The sequence below is a fragment of the Mycobacterium sp. genome (genome assembly GCF_965230835.1).
Classification (GTDB): domain Bacteria; phylum Actinomycetota; class Actinomycetes; order Mycobacteriales; family Mycobacteriaceae; genus Mycobacterium.
This window is the reverse complement of record NZ_CBDDLW010000002.1, coordinates 4,492,788-4,518,168: the sequence shown is the minus strand read 5'-3', so window position 1 is coordinate 4,518,168 and position 25,381 is coordinate 4,492,788. Positions and strand designations below refer to the sequence as shown.

General features: G+C 62.1%; 28 protein-coding genes. 9 read left to right on the top strand and 19 right to left on the bottom strand.

Going from position 1 to position 25,381, the window contains the following annotated elements; genetic code table 11:
• Positions 1-10: 10 nt before the first annotated feature.
• Entirely contained in the window at positions 11-574 is a 564-nt protein-coding gene (locus ACO07W_RS20665; protein WP_421845467.1) for a TetR/AcrR family transcriptional regulator, read from the bottom strand.
• A gap of 121 nt (positions 575-695) precedes the next feature.
• On the opposite strand from ACO07W_RS20665, the gene ACO07W_RS20660 reads away from it, so the two are divergent.
• Together ACO07W_RS20660 and ACO07W_RS20655 are read left to right on the top strand one after the other, a co-directional pair.
• Positions 696-1,094, top strand: a complete 399-nt coding sequence (locus ACO07W_RS20660) for a hypothetical protein (protein WP_421846188.1) — start codon at positions 696-698, stop codon at positions 1,092-1,094.
• Positions 1,022-1,888 (top strand): nitroreductase family protein, encoded by an 867-nt coding sequence (locus ACO07W_RS20655; protein ID WP_421846144.1) that lies wholly within the window; start codon positions 1,022-1,024, stop codon positions 1,886-1,888. The genes ACO07W_RS20660 and ACO07W_RS20655 overlap by 73 nt, the downstream gene beginning before the upstream one ends.
• Before the next feature lie 192 nt (positions 1,889-2,080).
• Here the strand turns inward: ACO07W_RS20655 and ACO07W_RS20650 are convergent, their stop codons facing one another.
• Positions 2,081-2,302: a hypothetical protein gene (locus tag ACO07W_RS20650; protein WP_421845466.1), complete on the bottom strand. Its 222-nt coding sequence runs from the start codon at positions 2,300-2,302 to the stop codon at positions 2,081-2,083.
• Between the two features lie 30 nt (positions 2,303-2,332).
• The gene (locus tag ACO07W_RS20645; protein ID WP_421845465.1) at positions 2,333-2,470 is read right to left on the bottom strand and encodes a hypothetical protein; all 138 of its coding nucleotides are present in this window, start codon (positions 2,468-2,470) and stop codon (positions 2,333-2,335) included.
• A 94-nt stretch (positions 2,471-2,564) separates the two neighbouring features.
• On the opposite strand from ACO07W_RS20645, the gene ACO07W_RS20640 reads away from it, so the two are divergent.
• Positions 2,565-3,839: an IS256 family transposase gene (locus tag ACO07W_RS20640; protein ID WP_421846143.1), complete on the top strand. Its 1,275-nt coding sequence runs from the start codon at positions 2,565-2,567 to the stop codon at positions 3,837-3,839.
• Between the two features lie 397 nt (positions 3,840-4,236).
• Positions 4,237-5,625 (top strand): MFS transporter, encoded by a 1,389-nt coding sequence (locus ACO07W_RS20635; RefSeq protein ID WP_421845464.1) that lies wholly within the window; start codon positions 4,237-4,239, stop codon positions 5,623-5,625.
• A gap of 77 nt (positions 5,626-5,702) precedes the next feature.
• Here ACO07W_RS20635 and ACO07W_RS20630 read toward each other — a convergent pair whose 3' ends face one another.
• The 5 genes from ACO07W_RS20630 to ACO07W_RS20610 form a co-directional block, all read right to left on the bottom strand.
• On the bottom strand, positions 5,703-7,100 hold the full coding sequence (locus ACO07W_RS20630) for an amidase (protein WP_421845463.1): 1,398 nt from the start codon (positions 7,098-7,100) through the stop codon (positions 5,703-5,705).
• Between the two features lie 39 nt (positions 7,101-7,139).
• A complete protein-coding gene (locus ACO07W_RS20625; protein ID WP_421845462.1) occupies positions 7,140-7,925 on the bottom strand; it encodes an isocitrate lyase/PEP mutase family protein in 786 nt (261 codons plus the stop codon).
• Between the two features lie 230 nt (positions 7,926-8,155).
• On the bottom strand, positions 8,156-8,539 hold the full coding sequence (locus tag ACO07W_RS20620; protein WP_421845461.1) for a hypothetical protein: 384 nt from the start codon (positions 8,537-8,539) through the stop codon (positions 8,156-8,158).
• Complete coding sequence (locus ACO07W_RS20615) at positions 8,539-9,261, bottom strand: methyltransferase domain-containing protein (RefSeq protein ID WP_421845460.1); 723 nt, start codon at positions 9,259-9,261, stop codon at positions 8,539-8,541. The genes ACO07W_RS20620 and ACO07W_RS20615 overlap by 1 nt, the downstream gene beginning before the upstream one ends.
• Positions 9,258-9,602 carry an ArsR/SmtB family transcription factor gene (locus ACO07W_RS20610; protein WP_421845459.1) on the bottom strand — a complete coding sequence of 115 codons (345 nt, stop codon included), beginning with the start codon at positions 9,600-9,602 and terminating at the stop codon, positions 9,258-9,260. The genes ACO07W_RS20615 and ACO07W_RS20610 overlap by 4 nt, the downstream gene beginning before the upstream one ends.
• A 258-nt stretch (positions 9,603-9,860) precedes the next feature.
• Here ACO07W_RS20610 and ACO07W_RS20605 point away from each other — a divergent pair, with 258 nt between their 5' ends.
• Entirely contained in the window at positions 9,861-10,739 is an 879-nt protein-coding gene (locus tag ACO07W_RS20605; RefSeq protein WP_421845458.1) for a universal stress protein, read from the top strand.
• A 190-nt stretch (positions 10,740-10,929) separates the two neighbouring features.
• On the opposite strand, the gene ACO07W_RS20600 is transcribed toward ACO07W_RS20605, so the two are convergent.
• From ACO07W_RS20600 to ACO07W_RS20590, 3 genes are all read right to left on the bottom strand, one after another.
• The gene (locus ACO07W_RS20600; RefSeq protein WP_421845457.1) at positions 10,930-12,378 is read right to left on the bottom strand and encodes a PE family protein; all 1,449 of its coding nucleotides are present in this window, start codon (positions 12,376-12,378) and stop codon (positions 10,930-10,932) included.
• 147 nt (positions 12,379-12,525) lie between these two features.
• On the bottom strand, positions 12,526-13,074 hold the full coding sequence (locus ACO07W_RS20595; protein WP_421845455.1) for a nuclear transport factor 2 family protein: 549 nt from the start codon (positions 13,072-13,074) through the stop codon (positions 12,526-12,528).
• A gap of 9 nt (positions 13,075-13,083) precedes the next feature.
• Positions 13,084-13,941: an SDR family NAD(P)-dependent oxidoreductase gene (locus ACO07W_RS20590; protein ID WP_421845454.1), complete on the bottom strand. Its 858-nt coding sequence runs from the start codon at positions 13,939-13,941 to the stop codon at positions 13,084-13,086.
• Positions 13,942-14,445: 504 nt separating this feature from the next.
• Between ACO07W_RS20590 and ACO07W_RS20585 the strand changes: the two genes are divergently transcribed.
• Positions 14,446-14,817 (top strand): hypothetical protein, encoded by a 372-nt coding sequence (locus ACO07W_RS20585; protein ID WP_421845453.1) that lies wholly within the window; start codon positions 14,446-14,448, stop codon positions 14,815-14,817.
• Positions 14,818-14,859: 42 nt separating this feature from the next.
• On the opposite strand, the gene ACO07W_RS20580 is transcribed toward ACO07W_RS20585, so the two are convergent.
• Positions 14,860-16,134 carry an IS256 family transposase gene (locus ACO07W_RS20580; RefSeq protein WP_421840071.1) on the bottom strand — a complete coding sequence of 425 codons (1,275 nt, stop codon included), beginning with the start codon at positions 16,132-16,134 and terminating at the stop codon, positions 14,860-14,862.
• Between the two features lie 126 nt (positions 16,135-16,260).
• Here ACO07W_RS20580 and ACO07W_RS20575 point away from each other — a divergent pair, with 126 nt between their 5' ends.
• From ACO07W_RS20575 to ACO07W_RS20565, 3 genes are all read left to right on the top strand, one after another.
• Positions 16,261-17,409 carry a WXG100 family type VII secretion target gene (locus tag ACO07W_RS20575; protein ID WP_421845452.1) on the top strand — a complete coding sequence of 383 codons (1,149 nt, stop codon included), beginning with the start codon at positions 16,261-16,263 and terminating at the stop codon, positions 17,407-17,409.
• Positions 17,410-17,609: 200 nt separating this feature from the next.
• Positions 17,610-18,902, top strand: a complete 1,293-nt coding sequence (locus ACO07W_RS20570) for an acyltransferase family protein (RefSeq protein ID WP_421845451.1) — start codon at positions 17,610-17,612, stop codon at positions 18,900-18,902.
• 196 nt (positions 18,903-19,098) lie between these two features.
• The gene (locus ACO07W_RS20565) at positions 19,099-20,040 is read left to right on the top strand and encodes a fumarylacetoacetate hydrolase family protein (protein WP_421845449.1); all 942 of its coding nucleotides are present in this window, start codon (positions 19,099-19,101) and stop codon (positions 20,038-20,040) included.
• A gap of 277 nt (positions 20,041-20,317) precedes the next feature.
• Here ACO07W_RS20565 and ACO07W_RS20560 read toward each other — a convergent pair whose 3' ends face one another.
• From ACO07W_RS20560 to ACO07W_RS20530, 7 genes are all read right to left on the bottom strand, one after another.
• Positions 20,318-21,199: a universal stress protein gene (locus ACO07W_RS20560; RefSeq protein WP_421846141.1), complete on the bottom strand. Its 882-nt coding sequence runs from the start codon at positions 21,197-21,199 to the stop codon at positions 20,318-20,320.
• 17 nt (positions 21,200-21,216) lie between these two features.
• Positions 21,217-21,561, bottom strand: coding sequence for a ferredoxin (gene fdxA / locus ACO07W_RS20555; protein WP_421845447.1), 345 nt, complete (start codon positions 21,559-21,561; stop codon positions 21,217-21,219).
• 126 nt (positions 21,562-21,687) lie between these two features.
• On the bottom strand, positions 21,688-22,569 hold the full coding sequence (locus ACO07W_RS20550; RefSeq protein WP_421845446.1) for a universal stress protein: 882 nt from the start codon (positions 22,567-22,569) through the stop codon (positions 21,688-21,690).
• Positions 22,570-22,723: 154 nt separating this feature from the next.
• Positions 22,724-23,560 carry a DUF3097 domain-containing protein gene (locus ACO07W_RS20545; RefSeq protein ID WP_421845445.1) on the bottom strand — a complete coding sequence of 279 codons (837 nt, stop codon included), beginning with the start codon at positions 23,558-23,560 and terminating at the stop codon, positions 22,724-22,726.
• 79 nt (positions 23,561-23,639) lie between these two features.
• Entirely contained in the window at positions 23,640-23,852 is a 213-nt protein-coding gene (locus tag ACO07W_RS20540; RefSeq protein WP_421845444.1) for a hypothetical protein, read from the bottom strand.
• 418 nt (positions 23,853-24,270) lie between these two features.
• Positions 24,271-24,537 (bottom strand): hypothetical protein, encoded by a 267-nt coding sequence (locus ACO07W_RS20535; RefSeq protein WP_421845443.1) that lies wholly within the window; start codon positions 24,535-24,537, stop codon positions 24,271-24,273.
• 65 nt (positions 24,538-24,602) lie between these two features.
• Entirely contained in the window at positions 24,603-25,295 is a 693-nt protein-coding gene (locus ACO07W_RS20530; protein ID WP_421845442.1) for a hypothetical protein, read from the bottom strand.
• Positions 25,296-25,381 lie beyond the last annotated feature (86 nt).

The window sequence follows — 25,381 nt, the reverse complement described above, 5'->3', positions numbered from 1 at the left end:
AGCGGTGTGCTCAGCTGGCTTGGTGGCCGTTAAGGAATGCGGTGACAAGGGCTTTCGGGTCGAGTTCTGACACGAGTTTTTCGCCTCCGGCGCGGGTCCACAGGCCGAACACCATGAGCGGCGCGATGAGCGCCAGCAGCTTCTCGGTAGGGTCACCCGGTGCTAGCTGTCCTCGATCTTGATGTGTCGCGATCACCTGTACCGCGTTGTTCAGATTCGGCATGAAAGCGGCCATAGCGGCACGGAGTTCCGGGTGCCGCGGCACCTCGACGGCGAGGGTCACGACGGCAGCTCCGTACTTGTCCGCGGTCTCGGCGTAGGCCGTCACGAGCGCGATGAGGTCGGCCGTGGCGTCGTCGGTGACCGTCAACCGCGCGAACGGTGATTTCGCCAGCGCGTGCGTCAGCGCGGTGTTGATTAGGGTGGCCTTGTCGCCGTAGCGGCGAAACAACGTCACCTCGTTGACGCCGGCTCGGCTGGCGATCTCTTGGGTTGTGGTAGCTCGGTACCCGTGTTCGGCGAAAACGGTAACTGTTGTGTCGAATAGGCCATCGACGTCGATATGTCTGGGCATGTGCCTCCGAATGCCATCTCAGTTCAGATAATCCTGAGTCTACCAGTTAATGCAAGTATTGACTTGCATTAACTGGTAGACTCAGGATTATCCCTGGTAGAAGCGAGCGGAAAGGCCGGCGATGGCTCAGCCAGAACAACTACCGCGCGACCACGATATCTACCCGACCGAAAGGTCACGGCGCTCGGTGCTGTGGCGTTTGAAGCTGCGTCTGCAGTTCTCGGGTTGGTTTGTGTACCTCGCTCCCCTGCCTATCGCGGTCGTGTTGCTGGGTGTCGCGGCACTCGGATGGTTGATTGGGGGTTGGCAGCTGCTGCTGTTTTGGCTACCGCTGGCTAGCGGTCTGCTGTTACTCACCGCGACGGTCGTCGATGTCATCACTGTGAAATGGGGAATGCGCCCCCCGAGCCGCTACCGCGCCGCAGGGATGACCTCGACACTTTTGACATCATCCGTTCCCGGCGCTCTTGCCACTCTTTCCAAAGCCGCGACCTTACAGAGCTCGATCGGACCGAGCTGATGGTCTGTGCCCGCGAACAAACCCGACATGACCGCCTGATCGGTTCCGGCGCGATTCGCCTCGAATACGTCGCAGCCTCGCGGTTGGCCTGGACGGTGGAAGGCGCACACGAGTTCTTCGTGGCCATAGCACCGCGGGCCTACGACCGCCTCGCGCTGATCGATGTCGGACGCAGTCTGCAAAAGGTGGTGCTGCGCGCCACCCAGATGGGCGTGGCCACTTGCTGGATTGGCCCAGGCGCTAACCAAAGTAACGTCGTCGAGCAGCTCGGTGATCGATTCAATCCCGACAAGGACCATGTGGTCTGCATCTGTGCCCTGGGATACCGCTCACGCTTCCAGCCTTTGTTCATCCGCGTGGTTGAGCGGATACAGCATCGCCGGCTGCCGTTGGAATCACTTTTCTTCGCTGATCCACACCTTCGGGTGCCGCTTGACATCGACGTTGACCCGTTTGTGTCGTTTGGTCGCTGCTATGAAGTCTGTCAGTGGTCGCCCTCGTCCTACAACGCCCAGACCACCCGATGCGCAGCAGTCACAGAAACTGAGGGAGCCGACCAAAAAGTCGCACGATTCGATTTCTACACCACCACCACGTCCAGGTTTTATGCGCCGGTGGCGCTGGGGATCTGGTGTGCGAACTGGGAAGCCGGCTGTGAAGCACTCGGCATCCCAGGACACCTCGCGGTCTTACCCGCAGATGGGCGCGGTCCTGTTGATTCCTTGCAACTGCCTCACTACGACGTGAGCTGGATTGCTGACTCAAGGACTGAAGGCGGTTATGGACTCGTCTAGCGTGGCATGGTCGTACGTGCCCGCCATGTCGCCAAAGGTCGTGACGACAGTCGGATCGGGGATGCGATCTGCCCCTGGGGTTCGATTTCAAGCCGGCGTGACCGCTGCACGGCACGTCACTCTGAACAATCGACACGGCTCGTTTGCGGTTTCGAAATCGAGGTATGGCAGCGTGCCTAATGCGTGCCCCAATCACTCAGGGGCGAGATGTTCGCTGTCGACGAACGCTAGCTCACCGTTGTCGAGCCCAACGGCCCACCTACGCGCTGCCGGCGCGATATGGGTATCGTCGATCTTGACATTTTGAGAAGGTAGCTCTCCGAAATCCTCGATCAGAATGCCGCGAATCTCTTGGGCCGTGTCAGGGTAAACACGCACGCGCATGTCAATCGACAGGGATTGAGACGACTTCATTTGACCATGGTGGTTTCCTGTCGAGCCAAACTACATCAGGAAAAACGCGTAAAACGGCCGACTAAGGGTCGTATACCCCGCCAACGGCAATGCGCTGCGTCGGTCTTGGCCAAGTACCATCAAACCCGCAGCCAACGGTCGCGTCTCATCGCTGGTGTAAATGGTCACGGGCGTAGGTTCCGTCGCAACCGACGAAAGCTATGAAGGAGGGGCTACGCCCGTGACCAAGCGAGTATCGCCGATTGAGCGTGTGCGTGTTGAGATGGATCAGTTGTTCGCCGCGACCGAGCGGCCGTTGACCGAGATTTTGGAGGAGGTCGGGCGGTTATCGGTGCGTCTGGTGTTTCAGGTCGCCGTGGAGGCCGAGGTAGAAGCAGTGTTGGGCCGAGCCCGTCACCAGCGTCGGGTTCAGGACGGCCCGGGCGGGTACCGCAATGGGTATCAACCGCCGGCGACGGTGAAGACCACGATGGGCTCGGTCGAATTATGCCGCCCGAAACTACGCGACACCGACGAGCGGTTCTGTTCGCGGCTATTCGGTGCCGGGGTGACGCGCACCCACGCTCTGGAGGCGTTGGTGATTTCGGGATGGGTGCGCGGTTTGTCGGATCGCGACATCGAGGCCGCGTTGGCCGAGGTGCTGGGCTCGCAGGCGGCGTTGTCGCGCTCGACGGTGAGCCGGATTTGTGCGGCCATCAAAGACGAGTTCGCTGCGTGGTCGTCTCGACGCCTTGATGAGCTGGTGTTGGACTACCTGTTCTTGGATGCCTCGAACTTTCGGATGCATCCCAACGCCCCGGCCGAGCCGGTGCTGGCCGCCTGGGGCATCTGCACCGACGGCAAGCCCCTGTTTATTGGGCTGGCCCCAGCCGCAGCGGAGTCGGCTGATGCGTGGGCCGACTTCTTGGCTGACCTGAGGAACCGGGGACTACGCCCGCCGCTACTGGGCATCTCCGACGAGGCGCCGGGCCTGATCGCCGCATGGGAGACCACGTTTCCGGCAAGCCTGCGTCAGCGGTGTCTGATCCATCGCTGCCGTAACGTCATCGCCAAGACACCTGTCGCGGTCCAGGACGAGATCAAAGCCGCGTTCTGGTCGATCTTCGATGACATTGACCAGCCACCCGGCCAGCAGGCCGTGGATGAAGCCACCCGCCGCGCCGAGGAGTTCACCACCACATACCGCGGGCTCTACCCAGCCGCGGTCGCTTGCCTGGCCAACGACTTCGCCTCGCTGAGCGTGCATTTGCGCTTCCCCCGCCAACACTGGACACGCATCCGCCATTCCAACCTCATCGAACGCACCTTCGGAGAATCCCGTCGCCGGGTCAAGGTCATCGGCCGCCTACCCGGCGAAACCAGCTGTCTGTCGCTGGTATGGGCCGTCCTCGACCGCGCCAGCCGCGGCTGGCGCGGAGTCACCCAAACATCAGCGACCAGCCGCCACCTCCAAGAACTACGCCACCAACTGCTCGAGCCACCCCGCCCACTGCATCCCCCCACCACAACAACCACGACCGACACCACCGCCGCGTAACATGACCACCAGGAACATGCGCCCAGCGTTTTTACACCAGTCCTAAGACGCCACCCAGCCAACCCAAAAATCGACCGCTATGGCAAGCTCAACTCGTTCCATAGCTGCCGTATTGAAAGCGATTTTAGTGTGCTGGCGACGTATCGAACATTGAGGGCATGTGGGAGCCGTTTCGCGTCGGGTACTGCTGCTGCTCCAGCACACAAAATGTCGCGATCCAGGCCGAACAACTGCTCTCGCGCCGTGCAGCCCGGAAAGAAACTTTCACCGACAACGGGTCACCCGGAAAGTGGATGAACTCAGCCTCAGCAGCTGCACGCAATCATCGGTCTTGACCCGGTGCCGGTAGCCGACGACCCCGGCGGTACACAGCACTGGGGCTACCTGGTTGTGGCCAATGGCTGAACCCCTGGTCCGCGGTAAGCAGGCGGCCCTTTACGCGCTGTGTACCAGTTTCTTCATGATCGGTGTCGATGCCACGATCGTCAATGTCGCCATTCCCGCGATACAAACCTCATTGAACGCGCGTCTCAATGAGATGGTGTGGGTCAACAGCATCTATGCGTTGTCCTACGCTGTTCCGCTAATCGTGGCCGGTCGGCTGGGCGATCGGTTCGGGCCAAAACGAGTATTTCTGATCGGATTAGCCGGATTTGCTGGGGCCTCGCTGGGCTGCGCACTAGCACCGGACCCCGCAGTGCTGATCGCCGCGCGTGCCGTGCAGGGTCTGGCGGCGGCACTGATTACCCCACAAACGATGAGCCTGATCGTGCAGATGTTCGTACCGGAGAAACGAGGTGCGGCATTGGGTATTTGGAGCGCTGTTGGTGCCGCGGCTATGGCAGCCGGCCCGCTGCTGGGCGGGCTACTTGTTGCCGCAGCGGGCTGGCGGACGATCTTTTTGATCAACATCCCGATTGGGATCGCGGGTTGGATTGCTGCGTTTCGGCTGGTTCCTGATCACCGCCCGCATCGACAGCATCGGCTGGATCTGCTCGGAGTCGTACTGAGCGGGGCCGGTCTGTTCTCCGTGGTTTTCGCCATCCAAAGCGGTGAGCACTACAACTGGGGCACTATCGCCGGGCCGCTGTCAATCAGTTCGGTATCCGTCGTCGGAGTGATCTGCCTGCTGGTCTTCATCTTCTGGCAGCTCGTCAATCCAAACGAGCCGCTCGTGCCGTTGACACTGTTCGCCGACCGAAGCTTCTCGGCGGCCAGTAGCGCCGGCTTGACGATGGGGGCGGCCATGGGGGGATTCTTCTTGCCGTTGATGATCTACCTGCAATCAGCACTGGGCTATTCAGCACTTCAAGCCGGGGCAGTCAGCGTACCGATGTTTGTGCTGTCGTCGTGGTGTGCACGTGTTGCCGGGCAGGCATCGGATCGGTTCAATCCCGCGCTGATTGCCGGATCTGGCTTCGCGGTCCTCTCTGCCAGCATCACCGTGTTAGTGGTGCTGCTCGATCCCGCTGTGCCCTTCTGGCTGCTGATAGCGCCGATGCTAGTCGGCGGCGCTGGTCTGGGGGCCGTGTCGGCACCGTTGGCCAGTATCGCCACCCGCAGTCTGCCAACGGAACTCGCAGGCGCGGCATCGGGAGTATTCACCACAACCCGCCAGTTCGGTGGGGCGGTCGGCAGCGCGTCAACCGGGGTGCTGCTTCAAGCGGGCTTCGGCGATAGCGCAACCACCGCGACCCAAGCCGCGCTGTTATTTCCGATCGTGATGCTGGTGGCAGGGATAGGTTGCTGCGCTATCGCGTATAGCTCCAAACCACCAGCTTATTGAAGTCTCGCCCGCCGATGGTCGGCTGAAGCAATCCGAAGAGCTTGCCTGGCCGTAATCGTTCTAGTTCGAGGCCAACCTCAGCATGGTGGGCGGCGCAGATGCCAGTCGGTCGCGCCTTGGAAGGCTCGGCCAGCGGCGACCAGAAGCGGCTCGTTGAGGTGGCATGCGACAAGTTGAAAACCGACAGGCACGCCATGTGAGTCAAAGCCGCCCGGCAAGGTGATCGTCGGGTTGCCCGAGAAGTTGTACGGGGCCGTGAACCGGAACACGTTCGGCAGGTCATCCGGATTGAACAACAGCTGCGTGAAGCGCTCACGTGTCAGATCCGCCAGGGGCAAAGCAGGGACGATGAGCAAGTCGAGATCCTCGAAGAGGGCCGCAAGCTGTCCTGCGAATACTCGCCGCTGATGCCCGATGCGGGCAATATCCATGCCGGACGAGGTGTGCCCGACCTCAAGGAGCCCCCGAATGAACGGGCCGTAATCGGTCGACCGCGACGGAAATGTCCGCTCGTGAACAACCGCGGCTTCGGCTCCGGTGTAGGTACCCCACGCAGTCGCTAACGCTGTCGGAGACGGCAGCGTCACCTCCCGTAGATCGGCGCCGAGGCCCTCGAAGACACCGAGCGCTTCCCTCACCACTTGTGCCACCGCGGGTTCGACCGTGTCGAGGATGGCCTCAGAGTCGAACCCGATCCGCACTCGGCGCACTTCAGGCGGATTCGCCGTGTAGTCGGGCACCTGGGCCGTGACCGCGGTCGGATCGTTCGCATCGGGGCCGGCGATGGCGGCCAGCACGTGGCCACAATCCTCGGCATTGCGCGCAATCGGACCGAGAGTGTCCAGAGAAGGCGCCATCGCGAACGAACCGTAGACGCTGACACGCCCCCAGGTCGGCTTCAGGCCAGTGACTCCATTCATGGTGCATGGTGTGCGGATCGACCCGCCGGTGTCGCTGCCGAGGCTGGCGGTACACAGCCCAGCTGCCGTGGCCACGGCCGATCCGCTGGACGATGCTCCGGCCCAGTAGCCGGCGTTCCACGGGTTCACCACAGCTGGAAGGTCTGGGTGGTACTCGCCGCCAGCGGCCTCGCACATGTTCAGCTTCCCGATCAGCACGGCTCCAGAGCGCCGCAATCGAGAAACGACTGTTGCGTCGTAAGTGGGTATGAAGTTTCGGTAGATCACCATGCCAGCAGTGGTCGCAGCCCCCTGTGTGAAACACAGATCCTTCACCGCAATCGGTACGCCATGCAGGGGGCCACGGCTCTCCCCACATCGAAGCTCCCGCTCAGCGCGCCGCGCGTCGGCGAGCGCATTGTCTGTCAAGACCGTTGTGTAGGCCTCTAGCGCCGGATTTAGCCGCGTGATGCGTTCCAGGTGCGCATGGGTTACCTCCACCGGCGACAACGTTCCCTCAGCAAAGCAATTGGAAAGTTGCGCGATTGAGGCATGACACGGTTCGCCGTCGGACATGGTCACACGATGCTCTTTCCAGGCGACGAAGACAAGAAGTTAGCCAGGCGGCCGCGCACGGGTTCGGTTGTCGTAGTCCACCAGGCGTTTTTGCAGTTCGCCGTACTGAACGGACGCTGGCAGGGGTTGGCCGTCGCGCACGGCCCGGGCAGTCTGGGCGGCGGCGAATAGCCCCGCGCTGTAGGGCACTGAACCGGTCGACACGCGTGCCACCCCGAGCTCACCGAGCTCACCGATCGTCAAGCCGGGTACCGGCAACGTGTTGACCGGCCGTGGGATGTTGCGGGTGAGTTCAGCCAGGTCGGCACGATCGTTGGCCAGCGGCACGAAGATTCCATCCGCCCCAGCTTCCACGTAGCTCAGGGCGCGTCTGATCGTGTGAGCGGTGTCGGCGTTTTGGTGGAGCCAATATGTATCGACGCGGGCGTTAATGAATACGTTGGGACTGCGTTGTTTGATGGCCGCGACTTTCGCGGCTGTGAGGGCCGGGTCGATTAGCTTTTCGTCGCTGCTGTCTTCGATGTTGATCCCCTGCACCGGTAGCCGCGCGACGTATTCGGCAACCGATTCAGGGTCGTCGCTGTATCCGTCCTCAATGTCGACGCTTACATGACACGGCAATGGCGCCAATGCTGTCGCAAGGGCGATGTTGGCCCCGTGGGTTGCGCGGTGCCCATCTGGGTATCCGTGGCACGACGATAGCCCGAAGCTGGTGGTGCCTACAGCTGTGAAGCCGTCTGTCAGGTAGGCCAGCGCGGACGGAACGTCCCAGGCGTTGGGCAACACGAACGGAACGCCCTGGTGATGAAGATCGTGAAAACTCATGCGGCACCTCCGGGCTGGGTGGTGATGCCGATTGTATGCAGGATATTCGACCGTCGGGTCTACGGATCGACCCCTCGTAGGGCTGCAGGACACATCTAGTTGGCGGGCGCGGGGGCGCGACGTTTTCCAGATGTACATCGATTGCCTGCAGAACAATTCAGGATGGTGAACTGCCATTAAGGCGGTGCGAGCGACTGTGCCCCAATGCCATTGTGATCGTATGAACCGATTCAGAGCCCGTGTCGGCGTAGCGCGTCGGTGACGATGTTCTTGAGTTTGGTGAGGTCGCCGGCGGCGTTGATGTCCTCGGACGTAAGTAGCTGGGTCAATTCTTCGGCCTTTTCGAGAAACGCTGCGGGACAGTCGACGTCAGTTAGGTCGGGGTGAGTTGCCCGAAATGTCGATCTGAGCTGGAAGTCGACGTCGACGCTCAAATCGGCGACGAAGCGGCGCCATGACTTGTCTTTGATGAGCCCGGAGTAAGTGATGTCGCACAGATGACAGTCGGTAGCCCCAGTCGAGATCGCCGAGTAAATGTCTCGCAGCATGCTCATTGGCGTGGCGTCTACGTTGTAGACGAATACCAGGCGAGTGGCAGTCGTGACGGATCGCATCATGAGCGCCTGGCGCGGACGATGGCACCGTGTCGGCCCGGACCGGTCTCGTGCGTGTAGTCGATGTGCGGTTCGACCAGTCCCGAGGCGGTTAAGAGCTGCAGGTAGGCATGGTGCTGTAGCGCGCCGGCGCCGCAGTCGGCCCACTGGGTGCCATCTGCGGGCGCGGTGATTCCGTCGTCGGCGACCACGTCGAAGATAGCGACTCGGCCGCCAGGGCGTAGCACTCGGGCGATCTCGGCGAAAACCGGTCCTTTGTCGGGAGCCAGGTTGATGACACAGTTTGAGATGACGACGTCGACTGACGCGTCGGGCAGTGGGATGGATTCGATCATTCCGTGCAGAAACTCGACGTTGGTGATGCCGGCTTTTTCGGCATTGGTTCGCGCGATGGCGAGCATCTCGTCAAGAAAGTCGATCCCGAACGCCTTGCCGGTTGGGCCGACTCGTTTGGCCGACAGAATCACGTCGAGGCCCGCGCCGGAGCCGAGATCCAGTACCGTTTCGCCCGGCTTTAGGTCCGCCATGGCGTGCGGGTTGCCGCAACCCATGGAGAGGTCGGCCGCGGTCGCCGGGACCTGCGCCAGGGTGTCGTCGTCGTAGTGGCTTGCCCCCCAGCGGTCGTCGGCGGCTAGTTCTTTTGCGCCGTCTCGGGCTGCCTGACGGTAGTAGGCGCGTACGTCGTCGTGGATGCGCTCACGGTGAGTGTCGCTGCTGGTCATTTTGCGTGCTCCACGGCAGTGATGAACTCGGCGGGTATGCGACCCATGATCACATCGACCGCCGAGGGGAAACAGGCCAGACAGTCGGTATTGATCCGCCACAGACTTGAGGTACCTCGCTGATCGGCCAGAACAAAACGCACGTCAGCGAGCTTGGCAAGGTGATGAGAAATCGTTGACTGGCCCACATCGAGGCGCTCCGTGAGTTGACCGACGGTCATCGGGTCCGTGGCGTTGGCCAGCAGATGAAGGATCAGTACCCGCGTTGGATCACCGAGCGCCCGGAACCACGACGCCCATACCTCTGCTGTTTCCCGGTCAACCTTCGTGATCGTATTCATCGATTATCGATGATAATAGATTAATACTCTTCTGGTCAAACGAGCAAAGCCACCCGGCTCGCATAATCGGTTGTGTTGTCCGAAGCAATCACCACGCGTCCAGCCGTGCGTCAGAATCGACTGCACATGCCGGATCGCTGCGTTGATCGGACGGGGAAGGCCATGCGGTGGCGGCTGTCGATTCCGGCCAGATTTCAGTGGTCGGCACCGAGTGCCCAACACCCGAAAGCGTTCGCCTAGTTGATGAGGAGCTGTGTCATGCCGCTGCGTGTGATCGTGGGCTACGACGGCTCACCCGAGGCCAGTGTTGCTATCCAGGCCGGCGCGGCGCTTTTTCCCGGGGCGCATGGGTGTATCACGTACCTGTGGGTCCCGCCCTTCGCCAGTGACAAAGTGCGTCGCCGGCTGCGCGCCATTGCTCGCGACGTCAACGAGTTGAGCGAAATGGTCGAGCGCGAAGGCGAATTCCAGGCACAACAGCTTGTGTCGACGGGGGTGACCCTGGCCCAGGCCGCAGGATGGGATGCCGAGCCGCTCTTGAAACAGACGTGGGGTGCAGAGGGGTTGCGCTTCGCTCAAGCCGCTGAGGAGGCTCAGGCGGACCTGGTGCTGATCGGCTCCCGCGGCTTAGGTGGCACCAAGGCGGTGTTGGGCAGCGTTGCCGACATGGTGGTGCATTACTGTGCTCGGCCTGTGGTGGTCATCCCCCATCCGATGTTGGCGGCTGAGTATGAAGCGTTGCCCGATGGACCAGTGGTAGTCGGTTGGGATGGTTCACCAGGAGCCGCAACGGCGTTGACGACCGCCCGACGCCTGTTTCCGGAGCGGAACGTGCTGCCGGTCTGGGCCGACGAAAACGCCGACGCAACGCCGCCGCCCGATCCGGCCGGCGATGGAACTCCTGACGTCCGTGCCTTGCGTATAGAGCGCCGCCATGGTCCTCATGCGCGTTCGATCTCGGACGCACTTATCGCGACCGCCGGTGATCACGATGCAGCCGCAGTGGTTGTCGGAACGCGTGGACATTCGGGTGCGCGCGAGGTCTTGCTGGGCAGTGTCGCGATGGGCACTCTGCACCACTGCCATCGACCGGTGATGGTTGTGCCGCGTGCATGGGAAGCCACCCCGCAACCGTGACGCAGCGATGCCAGCGGTGACAGCTCACTAGCGGCGATCGCTGGATCGTTGGTCCTCAGGTTGGGTGACTTTCGGCTCTGAATTGCACCAACCCCATTTGGCAAAGTGGGCCGCCTAAATGGTTATCCCCACAGAACATCGCCACGGGCGGAAACGCTGGCGTGGACCCGTTGCTGTGCGTCGCGCTTGATCAGACCGGCAGGACAACCCCGGTGGCTTGGCCTAGGTTGATCTGTTGGCCGCCGGGCGGCAAGTAGCCGCCGGTAGGCCCGTAGACGCCGTATATCGGATCGGTCGGGCTGGCACCTGCGTACAGATCGTTGATCCAGCCAGAGGACAAGGAGTACACGGCCGCTGTGGCACCGGGTGGAGAGAACCCGGTTAGCAGCTGGGCCGGCAAATCGATGAGTTGATTTCCGCCCAGCAGCGAGTCGACATGCGAGCCGTTGACAATCTCGACCCCGACGAACTGCCCCGGATACAGGCTGACCAGTTGATTCGTGGTCGCACCGAAAGCGTTCCACGGCTGCGGAGGCGCTGATACCCCATAGACAGGGATATCCAACGTCTTCAAGTTTGCTATCGAAGCCGCGAAGTCCGCGGAATCTAATGAGACCCCGTCGAACATCACCACGCCAAGAAGATCGTTGGCGGCGGTGTTTGCCCCGAGCGCCGCGACGTAATGGCCCCCGGCGGCCGCGGCGAGGCCACCACCAGCGGAATGCCCGGTCAAGACGAACTCCTCCGGCAACGTGCCCTGGTAACCGGCTTGATTCGCGCTGAGGTTCAGTGCAGTTTGGTCGCCGAGGAACAACGACCCCACGCCCTGCTGCAGTCCTGTGCCGCCGATCCAGGTGCCGAACGGCAACGGTATTGATGGCACGGTCGGGGTGACGACGATGCTATTCGTTTGCTGCGCCAGCTCCATGGCCAGCGGCTGGTAGAACCCGCCAATGGCCCCGAATCCGTGCTGCAGGTAGACAACACCGTCGGCGTTCACCGAACCGTCCGCCTGCGTCGGGAAATACCAGCGCGCGGGTGCCGGGTATTCAAACCCGAAAGGAATTCCCAGGAAGGAACCCGGGCCGATCGGAACTTTCAGGAAAGAAAACCCTGTCTTGACTCCGGTAGCAGGGGCAGCCAGCGCCTCGGTGGCAGCGTAGTTGACCGTCCCGCCGAGGCTCACCTCGTTCGTGCCGGAGCCGAGCAGTGTGCTCGTCTGATTGAGGCCGATCGGTTCAGTACCGGCGGCCGCGGCGCGATTACCGAACGGCAGTTGCCCTGTTCGCCACTCGACAGGTGACGAAAGCCCCAGGCTTTTGGCCTGTTCCAGCAGCGCTTGCAGCGGCGACGCATTGGCGGCTTCAGCCGCGGCATACGCGGCGCCAGCCTCACTCAACGCACGCACAAACTGGTTATGAAGCGACGACATCCGCGCACTCAACGCCTGAAACTCTTGGGCGTGGCTGCCAAAAAGACTCGCGATAGCCGTCGATACCTCATCGCTGGCCGCTGTGAGAATCGTCGTCGTCGAGGGCGCCGCTGCCACGGCGGCCCCCCTGATTGTCTCGCCTATCCCAATCAAGTCCGTCGATACCGCGGCAAAAGCTTCCGGTGCTGCAATCACATACGATGACATCGGCGGCTCCCATACGAGGTGGCGCGAAAACCCAGGACAGCTACCCGGATGGTACCCAGGGTCGCGTCTCGGTGGTCCGATTTTCGCCGTCACCCAGCAACTTGCGCAGAAGCTGGCCGAAGTAGTCTCTATCAGCTCGAGCGCAGCTTAAGCCTCACCCCGTGGCGGCCCGTGTTGCTTGCTGAAATCAAAAAGTGCGTACGACGCGTCGACGGTGTTTCGGCAGGAAGCTTCGCTGGCTGGCGCCCTCGACGCTTCGTGTGTGCTTTGCAAATCCACAAGATGGGTCCGATGGTCGATAGCCCAACGCCCTTCGCGTCTCGACCAACTATCAAGGTAACGTCCGCGCACCGAAATCTCGACGCGTTCCATGTCGCGAGGCCAGAGCGTCACCGTCACGTACGTCTCGCTGCGCGCCTGGTCGCCATCAACCTCGATGAGCGTATTGGCGATCTGGTGGGTGTGTCGCTGCATCGCGGTGTGTACGTGCCAGACCCAGTCCACGAAGCCACGACCGGTGCCTTCGAAATTCCCGACGTAGTTGGCGGTGCCGTCCGGATGCCACACGTCGTACGCCAGTTGCTTGTCCATCCGGTCGATCGCGCGGCAGTACCGGGCCAGGACTGCCCGAATCTCCTCCTTGGCCTCCAGCGTGCTCACCACCATGGTGACCCGCTCTGCTGCAGCCGAACCCACGCCGCCCGACTACATCTCATAGAAGTCAAGCCCCTTTGTCTCGTGGAAAGTGAGCTTGCCCAGTTCGGCGCCGGTGCGGCTCATCAAGTTCACAAGCCCCACCCGTGAGATCGGCAAGACTGCTTGGGCTGCCGCACGATTATGCTCGCCGGCCACCCACACCGGGCCCTTGCCGAGGTTTGTCAGCGCGCCCTCGGCCACGTCTTCAGCGCACATGACGTTCGGGAACTCCTCGAATGCAGGGTGTGCGGCCGCCATGCTTGGCGTTTTGGTCGCGCCCGCCACCGCTGCCATAACATCGATTCCATCTGGCGCTAGTTCGTGCCACAGCCCTTCGGCCAGGATCAGGTCGAACGACTTCGTCGCGTTGTAGGTCGCCGTATAGGCACTACCAGCGAGGGCCGACATTGAGGTCATGAGAAGAATCCCGCCACGCCGGCGTTTGCGCATCTCGCTTCCGAAACGATGGATGAGTGTCACGGGTCCCCGACAATTGAGCCTCACCAGCTCGAGCAGCCGCTCTGCGGGCTGGTCGAGAAAGTGAGTCATTCCGTGGACCGCGCCGGCGTTGTAGACCAGCAGGCCCACATCCACGTCGCGCGTCTGTTGTGTTACACGCTTGTCGATGTCATCGGCCGTCAGATCGGCGACCACGACGCGCACGTCGACTCCGTGTTCGTCGCTAATCGCTTTCGCGAGGTCTTCGAGAACGCGTTGGCGGCGAGCAAGAAGAACGACGTTCACACCCCGCCGCGCCAGACCGCGCGCGAAGCACTCGCCGATGCCATCGGATGCTCCGGCTACGAGGGCCCAAGGGCCATAGCGCGCCTCGAAGGACGCTGACTGCAACTGCTCCCCCACTGTCATCCTCTCGATCTGCGCCGAAATGGCGGTCTGTGCAGACTACTGATCGTCATCGAGCATATGAGTGATGAAACAATCTGCCGAGCGAATGGGTTTCGCCGCGACCGTAATCTCTGCCCTGGAGCAACTTAAGTACTTCCGTCCGGCCGCATAACGACGAGTGCTCGTGCGCGCTGGGCACAGACTGCGTTGCTCGAAATATGCTGTCGAATTCGGCATTCGGGACCGGCATGTCATCCTCGGCGTCAGTACCGTAGGCATGGTGTCTATCCATGATTGCTGCGGAACGACGTCAGCCGGCGGATCGTGGACCGGTTCGTCGAGGCCCTCGGTGCTTCGCGACGGCACGCAGACCGAGCGTGGTAGCACCACCTTTCGCTCGGCTGCCCAAGCATGCGGACAGCGATTGCGACCGGAAGTGGCGAAGCTGGTTGCGCACTATTTTCTAGTGCGGTACAACTCGGCAGTGAAATCCGATCGTTAGACGAAGATAGTTCGGGAAGTGCCATGACTCACCCACAGCCGGACCCCGATGGGGATGCCCCTGGTGGTTTGGCCTCGGATCTCGGCCGGCTCGTAGATGCTGTTGACCCAGCCATTATGGGCCGGTTTGCGCAGAATGTCGCCGACGTCAACGAAGCGGTCCGGCAGTCGAGCGATCCCTCGAACTACGGCATCGGGATCAACCTCGAAGAATCCGCCCTTCGTGCCCGGACCGCCTACGAGGCTGAACTGCGTGCCCAACAAGACCTAGCGGCTAACTTCGCTCGGCTCGGCGCCAGCACCTATGGCCAAGACACCCTTAACAACCTCGCCGATACCGCCGAAGCCGCAGAACTTCCGCATCAAGCCGCGACCTTGCGAGGGGTGGCGTCTTAGGACTGGTGTAAAAACGCTGGGCGCATGTTCCTGGTGGTCATGTTACGCGGCGGTGGTGTCGGTCGTGGTTGTTGTGGTGGGGGGATGCAGTGGGCGGGGTGGCTCGAGCAGTTGGTGGCGTAGTTCTTGGAGGTGGCGGCTGGTCGCTGATGTTTGGGTGACTCCGCGCCAGCCGCGGCTGGCGCGGTCGAGGACGGCCCATACCAGCGACAGACAGCTGGTTTCGCCGGGTAGGCGGCCGATGACCTTGACCCGGCGACGGGATTCTCCGAAGGTGCGTTCGATGAGGTTGGAATGGCGGATGCGTGTCCAGTGTTGGCGGGGGAAGCGCAAATGCACGCTCAGCGAGGCGAAGTCGTTGGCCAGGCAAGCGACCGCGGCTGGGTAGAGCCCGCGGTATGTGGTGGTGAACTCCTCGGCGCGGCGGGTGGCTTCATCCACGGCCTGCTGGCCGGGTGGCTGGTCAATGTCATCGAAGATCGACCAGAACGCGGCTTTGATCTCGTCCTGGACCGCGACAGGTGTCTTGGCGATGACGTTACGGCAGCGATGGATCAGACACCGCTGACGCAGGCTTGCCGGAAACGTGGTCTCCCATGCGGCGATCAGGCCCGGCGCCCCGTCGGAGATGCCCAGTAGCGGCGGGCGTAGTCCCCGGTTCCTCAGGTCAGCCAAGAAGTCGGCCCACGCATCAGCCGACTCCGCTGCGGCTGGGGCCAGCCCAATAAACAGGGGCTTGCCGTCGGTGCAGATGCCCCAGGCGGCCAGCACCGGCTCGGCCGGGGCGTTGGGATGCATCCGAAAGTTCGAGGCATCCAAGAACAGGTAGTCCAACACCAGCTCATCAAGGCGTCGAGACGACCACGCAGCGAACTCGTCTTTGATGGCCGCACAAATCCGGCTCACCGTCGAGCGCGACAACGCCGCCTGCGAGCCCAGCACCTCGGCCAACGCGGCCTCGATGTCGCGATCCGACAAACCGCGCACCCATCCCGAAATCACCAACGCCTCCAGAGCGTGGGTGCGCGTCACCCCGGCACCGAATAGCCGCGAACAGAACCGCTCGTCGGTGTCGCGTAGTTTCGGGCGGCATAATTCGACCGAGCCCATCGTGGTCTTCACCGTCGCCGGCGGTTGATACCCATTGCGGTACCCGCCCGGGCCGTCCTGAACCCGACGCTGGTGACGGGCTCGGCCCAACACTGCTTCTACCTCGGCCTCCACGGCGACCTGAAACACCAGACGCACCGATAACCGCCCGACCTCCTCCAAAATCTCGGTCAACGGCCGCTCGGTCGCGGCGAACAACTGATCCATCTCAACACGCACACGCTCAATCGGCGATACTCGCTTGGTCACGGGCGTAGCCCCTCCTTCATAGCTTTCGTCGGTTGCGACGGAACCTACGCCCGTGACCATTTACACCAGCGATGAGACGCGACCTTGCGAGGGATCGTGGAGCATCAGGCGGACTTCGCTGACCTAGCCAGCCTCACCGAGGTAGACATCAATCGTATTGACGATAATCCGGCTGCGTGGCTGGTCGGCCGCGAAGGGCTCAATGATCTGGATTACCAAACTAACCGCGGTTTTGTGGCCTTACGCAACGCTGCCAAGTTCGGTGAATCCGAGCAATTGCGATTGTCGGACATCCACGCAGCGGGCCGCCGCGCCGACGCTGCGGCTGCAACAGTCGCCCGCCTGAGCGTAAATCCCGATGACGCCGAGCTTGCGGCCGCTAAAGCCAGGCTGCTTGTCGCTCGCCGCGATATGCTCGGCAACCGAGCCAAGCTGGCCAACAAACTCAGAACTCAGGCCGACAACTCCATTAGCAACCACACCGTTGCCAACCTCGACACACGAGCTCGCTGGGCGCCGCCGGAGTACTTCGACCGAACCCGCGACGGCTTGATCAGCACCCTCGATGGTCTTCGCAGTGACCCCGAGGGGTGGAATGCTCTGTACCGACGCACAACCAGGGCCTACACCGATGCGCTGTTCGATGCCACCGGCGCGACGAACAATGCTGGACTCAATAGGAACGGCGGTGGGAACCAAGCTGCCCCATCCCCGACGGACCGACCTCCCCTCAATCGGCTTGCTTACGATTACGTGGGTACCTCAATTGATCAAGACGGCGCCGCGCTGGAGGCTGCACGAGGCAGACAAAACCAAGAGATTCCTAACCGAGGTGAGCGCCACGTCCGGTTTAGGTTGCCCGAGGATCATCGGGAGCACCCTCCGCCGGCACGACCACGGCGCAGCGCCCTGTTCGCCCGATCCGCCGAGCCCGGGGCGTCAAATCAGATCGTGTACGACTTCGCCAAGGGCGAAGCGAGCGCGCAACAACTCGACCAGATGCGGCAGCGAGCTGAACGACTCTTGCGTCGGGTAAAGCTTGCCCGGTCGACGTTGGCCGCGACATCGCGTGGTGCCGCACGGGAGGCATCCCAGCAACGGCTTCGCGAACTTGAGCAGATCAACGAACAGATCATCAACGCCATAGAACACGCGGCTCAGAATCTGCGAGCAGCCTTTGAACAGATGCAGGACGCGCAAACGCGGCTGTCGCAACTACTTAGAGGTATTTGACCCGGCAGCAGTGTCAACCGATCGGTGTGTGTATTGGCCTGTTTTGGCAGCATCCATTTCGATTGCCAGCGCCACGTCATCAGTATGCATTTCACCGTAGATAACGATATGCGGACGATCGTTTTGCTGCGCAACAGATCGATCTGAGAAATAGAAACGAGTAGCCTCGCCCGAGTGCACCGCATTTACGTAGAACCCTGATGGATCCCACCGACACAGCGCCACCAGCGCGTAATCTGGCGGTCGACTTCTACCGCGTTTCGGGTGTTGTCCTGATCGTGCTGGGGCATTGGCTGGCGGCATCTGTGACTTATCGCGACGGATCCTTCGGCCGACAGAACCCGCTCGTCGATCAACCCTGGACGCAGTGGCTGACTTGGCCGTTCCAAGCGGTTCCGGTGTTCTTCCTGGTAGCCGGCTATGCCGGCGCGGTGTCGTGGCAACACCGTCACGACACCGCTGGTATGTCGCGCCGGGAATGGCTTCAGCGTCGGCTCTCCCGAGTCCTTGGACCGACAGCGGTGTACGTCGGGCTGGTGTCAGCGGTTGTCGTAACTCTGAACATCGTCGGCACCGCCAGTTCAGCGCTGAAGTATGCGGGTTGGGCGGTGGCGATGCACTTGTGGTTCCTTGCGGTTTACCTGATAGTCGTCTCGCTTACGCCCATCGCTGTTGCCGCGCAACGTCGTTGGGGACTTCTGGTGCCCGCAGTGCTGGCGGCCGCAGCTGCCGCGGTCGACGTCGTCTCGCTTGGCAGCCACCTCCCTCATCTGGGTCAGCTGAACTACTTGCTGTGTTGGGGAGCGCTCTACCAGCTTGGAATCGCTTGGCGCGGCGGGCTGTTGGCCGGACACAGACCCGTCGTGTTGGGTACCGGGTCAGCAGTCGCGCTAGCGCTGTTGGTCTGGTTGGGCCCCTATCCGATGAGTATGATCGGCGTTCCGGGGCAGGCGGTGCAGAACTCCGCACCGCCGTCGGCGGCGATGCTGGCCTTCGCATGTGCGCAGGCGGGCATAGCGATGGCTCTCGCGTCGGAACTCAACCGAAGGTTGGGCCAAAATCTGGTCCGGCGGGCATTGTCTATCGGAAATAACAATGTGATGGCTCTGTACCTCTGGCACATGATGCCCGTGGTGATCGTGGCACTAGCCGCTTATCCTGCGGGCCTGTTGCCGCAACCGGCCGTTGGAACTCAGCAATGGTGGCTGGTTCGGCTGGAGTGGGTGGTCATCGTCAGCGTTGTGGCAGCAATCCAGATGCTTCTCCTGTGGTGGGGACGCCGTTTTTTTGCAGCTCCGCTGCCTGAGCTGAATGTGCCCTTGGTCGACCGCGTAGCCGAACCGATCCTGTTTGCCGGCGCGGCGATAGCGGCGTTGGGTCTGGCATTCATCGCCGCCGCAGGCTTCGCACCGGACGGGCGATTCCCGTGGGCGACCGGGCTGGTTTTCGCTTTCGGGGTCGTACTGGTGGCGTTGCGCGCCGCGAAGAGCTAAATAGCATGACAAGTCGCCGACCGGGACTTGGGCTTCAATTTTGGGGATCGCGACACGTCTGAGCGCTATGCCATGTAAGACGAATTTGTCCGTTTTAATCTTCACAGATGGTGATAGATCCGACGACGAACTCACTTCGCCGAAGTAATGAGTTAGCCGCGGACCGTCTGATCGGCCTACCGAAAGTAGGTATCTGATGGCCGTTTCCGTGCTTCGCACTGCCGACGCCTGGTGGGTCGAGACGCCGTCGGGCGCCGCCAAGATCTCCACCATGGCGACAACGACCGCTCAGCTGCTGGCCGACCGCGCCGCGATCGGAGTCGCGGCCGACGGCGGCGGTACGGTCGTTGCTGTCGCGAGTCTGGCTCTGATTTCGCCGGTGACCCGACCGTGCCGGGTAGTAGCTCAAATGACCAACTTCAGGTCGCAGGTCAGGCGCCCAGGCAAGGGACGTACGTCGATCCCGCTGACTTTCTTCCGGAAGGCTTCCGCGTCGATTAGCGGCCCGTTCGACGACATCGTCAAGCCCCGTCACGTTCAACTGCTCGACTACGAAGTGGAGATCGGTCTGGTAATCGGACGGCCAATCCCCGTCGGCACAAGCGTTTCGGAAGTGGATCTTGCTGAGTTCGTGGCTGGCCTGGTGGTGGCCAATGATGTGTCGGCGCGGGACGTCCAGCTGCCGCGGACACAGTTCTACGAGGCCAAGTCATACCCGACATTTACTCCGGTCGGGCCGGCGCTGGTCTTGCTCGACGCCGCCGAGTTCAACCGCTTCGGTGACCTGAGGCTGCGCCTAAGCGTTGGTGGCAAAGAGCGGCAGAACGCTCTGGTCGAGCAGGACATGCTGCATCGGCCGCTGCAGGCATTGCAGTCGCTCACCCAATTCCAAGAACTCGCTCCCGGAGATCTGGTCCTCACGGGTACTCCGGTCGGCGCCGCATTGACGGCTCCGCGGAGGCCGGTGGAGATTATCGGCAATCTGTTGCCACCAGCGGTCAGGTGGAAGGCCTTCTTCAAACGGCAGGCACATAATCCGAACTATCTGCAGTGCGGGGACATCGTCGAAGCCTCTGTTGCCACTGATGACGGGGCCATCGACCTTGGCACCCAGCGCACGACGGTCCGATTCTCTTGATGGACAGGACCATTCGGGCATTTGAGATCCGTTGGTCGATCTCGTCGAGCCCAAATCGAGCCACATACATCACAAATCTGGCCGTCAGGGACATGGCATTCGTAGGGCGCCGATCGGCTGATAGACATCGCCGCGAGACGGCCCCACGGTGACCATGGAGTCGCGACCATCGCGGCCTCCTGGGTCATGGCTGCTCTAGATGCTGGCATCACGCCAGTCGACCGACCAGAAGTTGGCGGTGGGGTTGCGCGCCTCGGCTATCAGCAGTCACCGACGCTCAGGACGGGCGTGCCACGATAATCGGGACCCGCACGGAGTGCAGCACCGCGTTGCTGACCGACCCCAGCAACATACCGGAGAATCCACCTCGGCCGTGGCTGCCGACGACGACAAGTTGGGCAGCTGCCGACCTTTCGACGAGTTGCCGAGCCGGGCGATCGCACACGACAACGCGGCACAATGTCACGTCGGGGTAGCGTTCCTGCCAACCCGCTAGTCGTTCAGCCAGGTCGAGTTCTGCCTGCGCTTTCACTGCCGACCAGTTCAGGCCAGGAAGTTCCACCACCTCGACGTCGCTCCATGCGTGGACCGCGATCAACTCGACGCCGCGTCGTGATGCCTCGTCGATAGCGACCTGAGTTGCGAACTCCGACGTTGGCGAGCCGTCGATGCCCACCAACACAGGAGCGTTCTGCGCAGGTGGCGAATCGACGTCGTGGATGACAGCGACGGGGCAACTTGCGCGCCTCACCAGGCTCGAACTGACCGAACCGAGCAAACCTCGGGCCAGCGCTCCGCGGCCTGAGCCACCCACAACCATCATCTCGGCCTCGTGTGACAGCTCGATGACAGCCGGCACCGGCGCCGAAAAAATGAGTTCGCTGGTAACGACGAGCTTATGAACGGACGTCTTGGTTTCTTGGGCAATCTTGACTGCGTCCGCGACGACCTTGCGCCCCTCGTCCTCCTGCCAGCCGCCCCACGTATCCGGGTATGGCAGCGGGGGCCAGGTAGCCACGTCGGCGTTCACCACATGCGCCACGGTCAACGGAATATTTCTCATCGCGGCGTTGTGGGCGGCCCACCGGACCGCGGCGCTTGATGCCGGCGAGCCATCCACCCCGACGACAATTCCTAGGCGCTTCATAGGTGTGGATATTTCGTGTTCCTCTGTGGTCATGCACCGGCCGGGGGCATCGCGGCGATCAACGGCGTGTCGACCCCGATTGGGCCTACCTCTCCGGCGCCGCCTGGCGAACCAACTGGCGCTTCCCGGCCCGGCAGGGGGCGGCGGAAAAACGCCGCGTTGTCTTCGAGATGCTGGTGCTGTTCGTCTGGTAGGTCGCCTTCCCAGTAAATCGCCCCAACGTGGCACGTCAGTTTGCATGCACCGCAATCGACGCACTCGTCGGGGTTGATGTACATCGTCCGCGCACCTTCGTAGATGCAGTCGACAGGGCATTCCTGTACGCAGGACTTTTCCATGACGTCCACGCACTCTCTACCGATCACATAGGTCACGAGCATCAAACTACAGATCGCTGGTTGATTCGGCCGCCGCAGAAAGGCCCTTCTGTAGGGGACCAAAGGCCCTTTCTATGCTGCGGGTGATGGAGCTGCGTGGAACGCAGATACTGGGTCCGCTGGCTAGCTACGGCGGACCACAATCACCGGCACTTTCGCCGAATGGGCCACTGCCGAACTCACCGAGCCCAACAGCATGCCGGAAAACCCCCCGCGACCGTGGCTGCCGATTACCACAAGTTGAGCGCCTTCGGACTGCTCCAGCAGCCACCGGGCGGGCTTGGCGCAGACCAGCGACCTGTGCACGCGGACATCCGGGTACTGCTCCTGCCACCCGGCCAGGCGCTCGGCGAGAACTTCTTCTTCGCGATTCTGGCGCTCCGACCAGTCCCTTGTCACGACAGGGAACATGCCCAGATCGCTCCAAGAGTGCAATGCCAAGAGGTCCACTCCGCGGCGGGATGCTTCGTCGAATGCCAGGGCCGTTGCCTCCTCGGACGTCGGCGACCCGTCGATGCCCACCAGCACAGGCGCACTCGAGTCAGGACCCGCGCCATTGTCGGAATGCACAATGGCAACCGGACAATGCGCATGGTGCAACAGCGCCGTGCTGATTGAGCCCAGCAGCAGTCGCCCTAACGCGCCCATCCCCTGGCTGCCGACCACGATCATCGATGCCTCTTGGGAAGCAGCGATGAGTGTTGGCACAACGTTGGAGAAAACCACCTCGGTGCAAACTGTCGGCGTCTCCGATTCACCGAGATTAGCGGTGAGCGCTTCCCGCGCCTGAGTGACGACGTGTCGTGCATTATCTTGTTGCCACTCGGTCATATCCGGGTACAACTGGCCCACTGGCCATCCGACAACTACCGGAGCGACGACGTGCAACACCGTCAGAGGGAGTCGGCGCATGAAGGCTTCGTGGGTTGCCCATGCCACTGCCGCATCGGATGCTGCTGACCCGTCAACGCCAACAAGAATCCCGTGCCTGGTAGTGCCCGACATATCACCCTCCTTGCGTTAGGAACTGGTGTGCGGCCGGTCGGCAGCGGCAATGTGGTCAGTCTGCCCCCGATGCTATGGGAGATCTATAGCGAACAGCAGTGACGTGCGACCCCGAGTGACTGCGATTGGGCGCAACGGTGCGTCGCGGGCCAGGCTATACGGCTGGCTGCGTCACGAAGTCGATCAGCTCTTCGACCCGGCTGATCAACGCCGGCTCCAGGTCGTTCCAGTCGCGGACCCTCGAACGGATACGTTGCCACGCGCGAGCGATGTCCGCTTGCCGGGCGTGCGGCCAACCGAGGGCAGCACAGACTCCGTGCTTCCACTCGGTGTGCCGTGGCACCGTTGGCCAGGCTGTGAGGCCGAGGCGGTGCGGCTTCACAGCCTGCCAAATGTCGACATACGGGTGACCGACAACCAGGGTGTCGGTGCCACCGGGCCCGCGGCGTACCGCATCGGCGATTCGCGCCTCTTTCGAGCCAGCGACAAGATGATCTACTAGTACGCCGAGCCGACATCTTGGCCCGGGCTTGAACTCGGCGACGATGTTCACGAGGTCATCTACGCCACCAAGATGCTCGACTACAACACCTTCGATACGCAAGTCCTCGCCCCATACCTGGGCGATGAGCTCGGCGTCGTGCCGGCCTTCGACGTAGATCCGGCTGGCGCGAGCAACGCGAGCCCGCGCACCCGGCACGGCCACCGAGCCGGACGCTGTACGGGATGTGGCAGCCGGCGCAGAACGCCGCGGTGCGGTGAGGATCACCGGCCGGCCATCAATGAGATACCCCGGTCCGAGCGGAAAACCCCGAGTCTTACCGTGCCGGTCTTCCAGATCGACGCGACCGTATTCGACTCGGACAACCGCGCCGACATAGCCGGTCTGCGCGTCCTCGACTACCAAACCGAGTTCGACCTGATGCTCAACCGAACGTTTTTTGGGCCGCCCTCCCCCGGCAAGGACGTCGGTTCCATAGCGATCCATCACGTTGCAATATTAGGAAGTTACCCGGTCTAGCACAGCTGTGGCGCGCCGAACGTATCGCGGAAATGCTTGTGGCGGTTTTCTATTCCGGTGAACTATTTGAGTGGCTAAGCCGCACGTCGAATGCTTGATCCGATTTCGTTGCGGTCACCGGACGGCCGGTCATCGTGGTGGTCCCCAGACTGGTGGTGGTGGTCCCCACGCCGGTGGTGGCGGTGGTGGTGGTCCCCACGCCGGTGGTGGCGGTAGCCCCCAGATCGGTGGTGGTGGACTGCAAGGAGTGTTGACCGGGCATGGAATGAACGGATCGGCGCGCGCAGAGCCAGGAGCGACTGCGCTCGCCAGCAGAAGTGCACCGCACACAACTGAGAATGCGATCACCGCTACGTGAGGTGCACGTGCTGCGATTCCTTGCGCGGCGGACTGACTGCGCTGGGCAGCGGCACGCAAATGCAGCTTTCTGGGCCACCATTGGTCACCACGGTGGACTCGGCCTTGTCGGCACTCAACAGACTCGTTAGCCCGGCTGATGCAAACCTCTGTAAACATATGAAAAACCCTTTACCGCAACTATTTTCGTACTCTTTCCGCTGATTTTTCGTTCGGGTCAGTCGGTTCGGATCGCTGTCGACGCCAGTTGAGTCGCCAGCGGCGCGACAGCTAAGAGCTCGGTAAATCCGAGGACTGTTCGGTCGTCTCGGCTCCGGCCGCAGCTAGTCGGCTTCCTTGGCCCACGCGCAAGTCTCGTGGCGAGCCTTGTTGAGGATGGCCAGGACGCCTCGCTGTTGCTCGGCGCTGGCTTGGTGGGCGGATTGCGCTACTACTCGTAGTAGTTGATTCAGTTCGGTCGGCAGGTCGACGGAACCCGAATCGACGTCTTCGCCGATAAGGCCCCGGGCAGGGTTATTGATGGCCTCTTCCGCCCCCATGTTGCCGGCCTGCCTGGGGTGCGGTGTGCTTTGGGGTTGTCTTTGAGTCATATCGTTTCTCTCTCTGGTAGCAGCTCGTCGAGTCTCGATGCTCATCGATACATCGATGTCGATCTCTAGGCGACGTTCGTGGTGAAGTTGTCGGTGAATTCGTCCCGGTGTGCCGCTGAGTGGGTGCCGGGGACTGGGGAGATTGCGTTGAATTGGTCGAGCCGGGCCAGGCGCCGCCACGAGTCGATGGCCTGTCGAGTGACTTGCACGATTCGGCTGGCGGCGGCGCCTTTGGCGGCCAGCGCGTGGGTGTTTAGAGCGCTAGCAGTCACGGCGTCCAACATGGCGCGAAAATGATCCTCGACGAGGGCGGTCGACTGGCTTGCGGTTTGGATTGCGCAAAGTCCCGCGGGATTCAAGGCGGGGTTGACTGTATGCGCGGCGGTGCGTGCAGCTTGACCGGCGTCATTCCAGGCTTGCCAGGAGGCCGTGTCGCCCAAGGCTGCTTTGCGGTGCAACTCGGCGATATCGCGGATTGCTTTGATGGTCGCGAGTGTCGCGTATTGAATCAGGCCCCAGCTCTGGCTGGTCAGCAGTTCAACCACCCAGGCGTGGATCACGGTGTGACCTACGCACGAAGTGCCGACAGTCTGCCAGGCGAGGTCAAGGGCGAGCACGCTGTCCTCGGGTGATAGGTAACCACTGGGTCCGGCGAGTAGGTCGTTGCAGGACTGGACCAATGCAGACAGCGGCCGGGCGGAGCATCGCGGGAAGTCGGTGATCTGCGAGTCCCCGTTTATGTAAGAAATCGCATTCATTGCGCACCCCTTGCCTGATCCTGGCTGGTGGGAGCCCTTGGCCAATCTCAGTGGACGAGTTATCCGGTCGAGACTCATATCGGTTG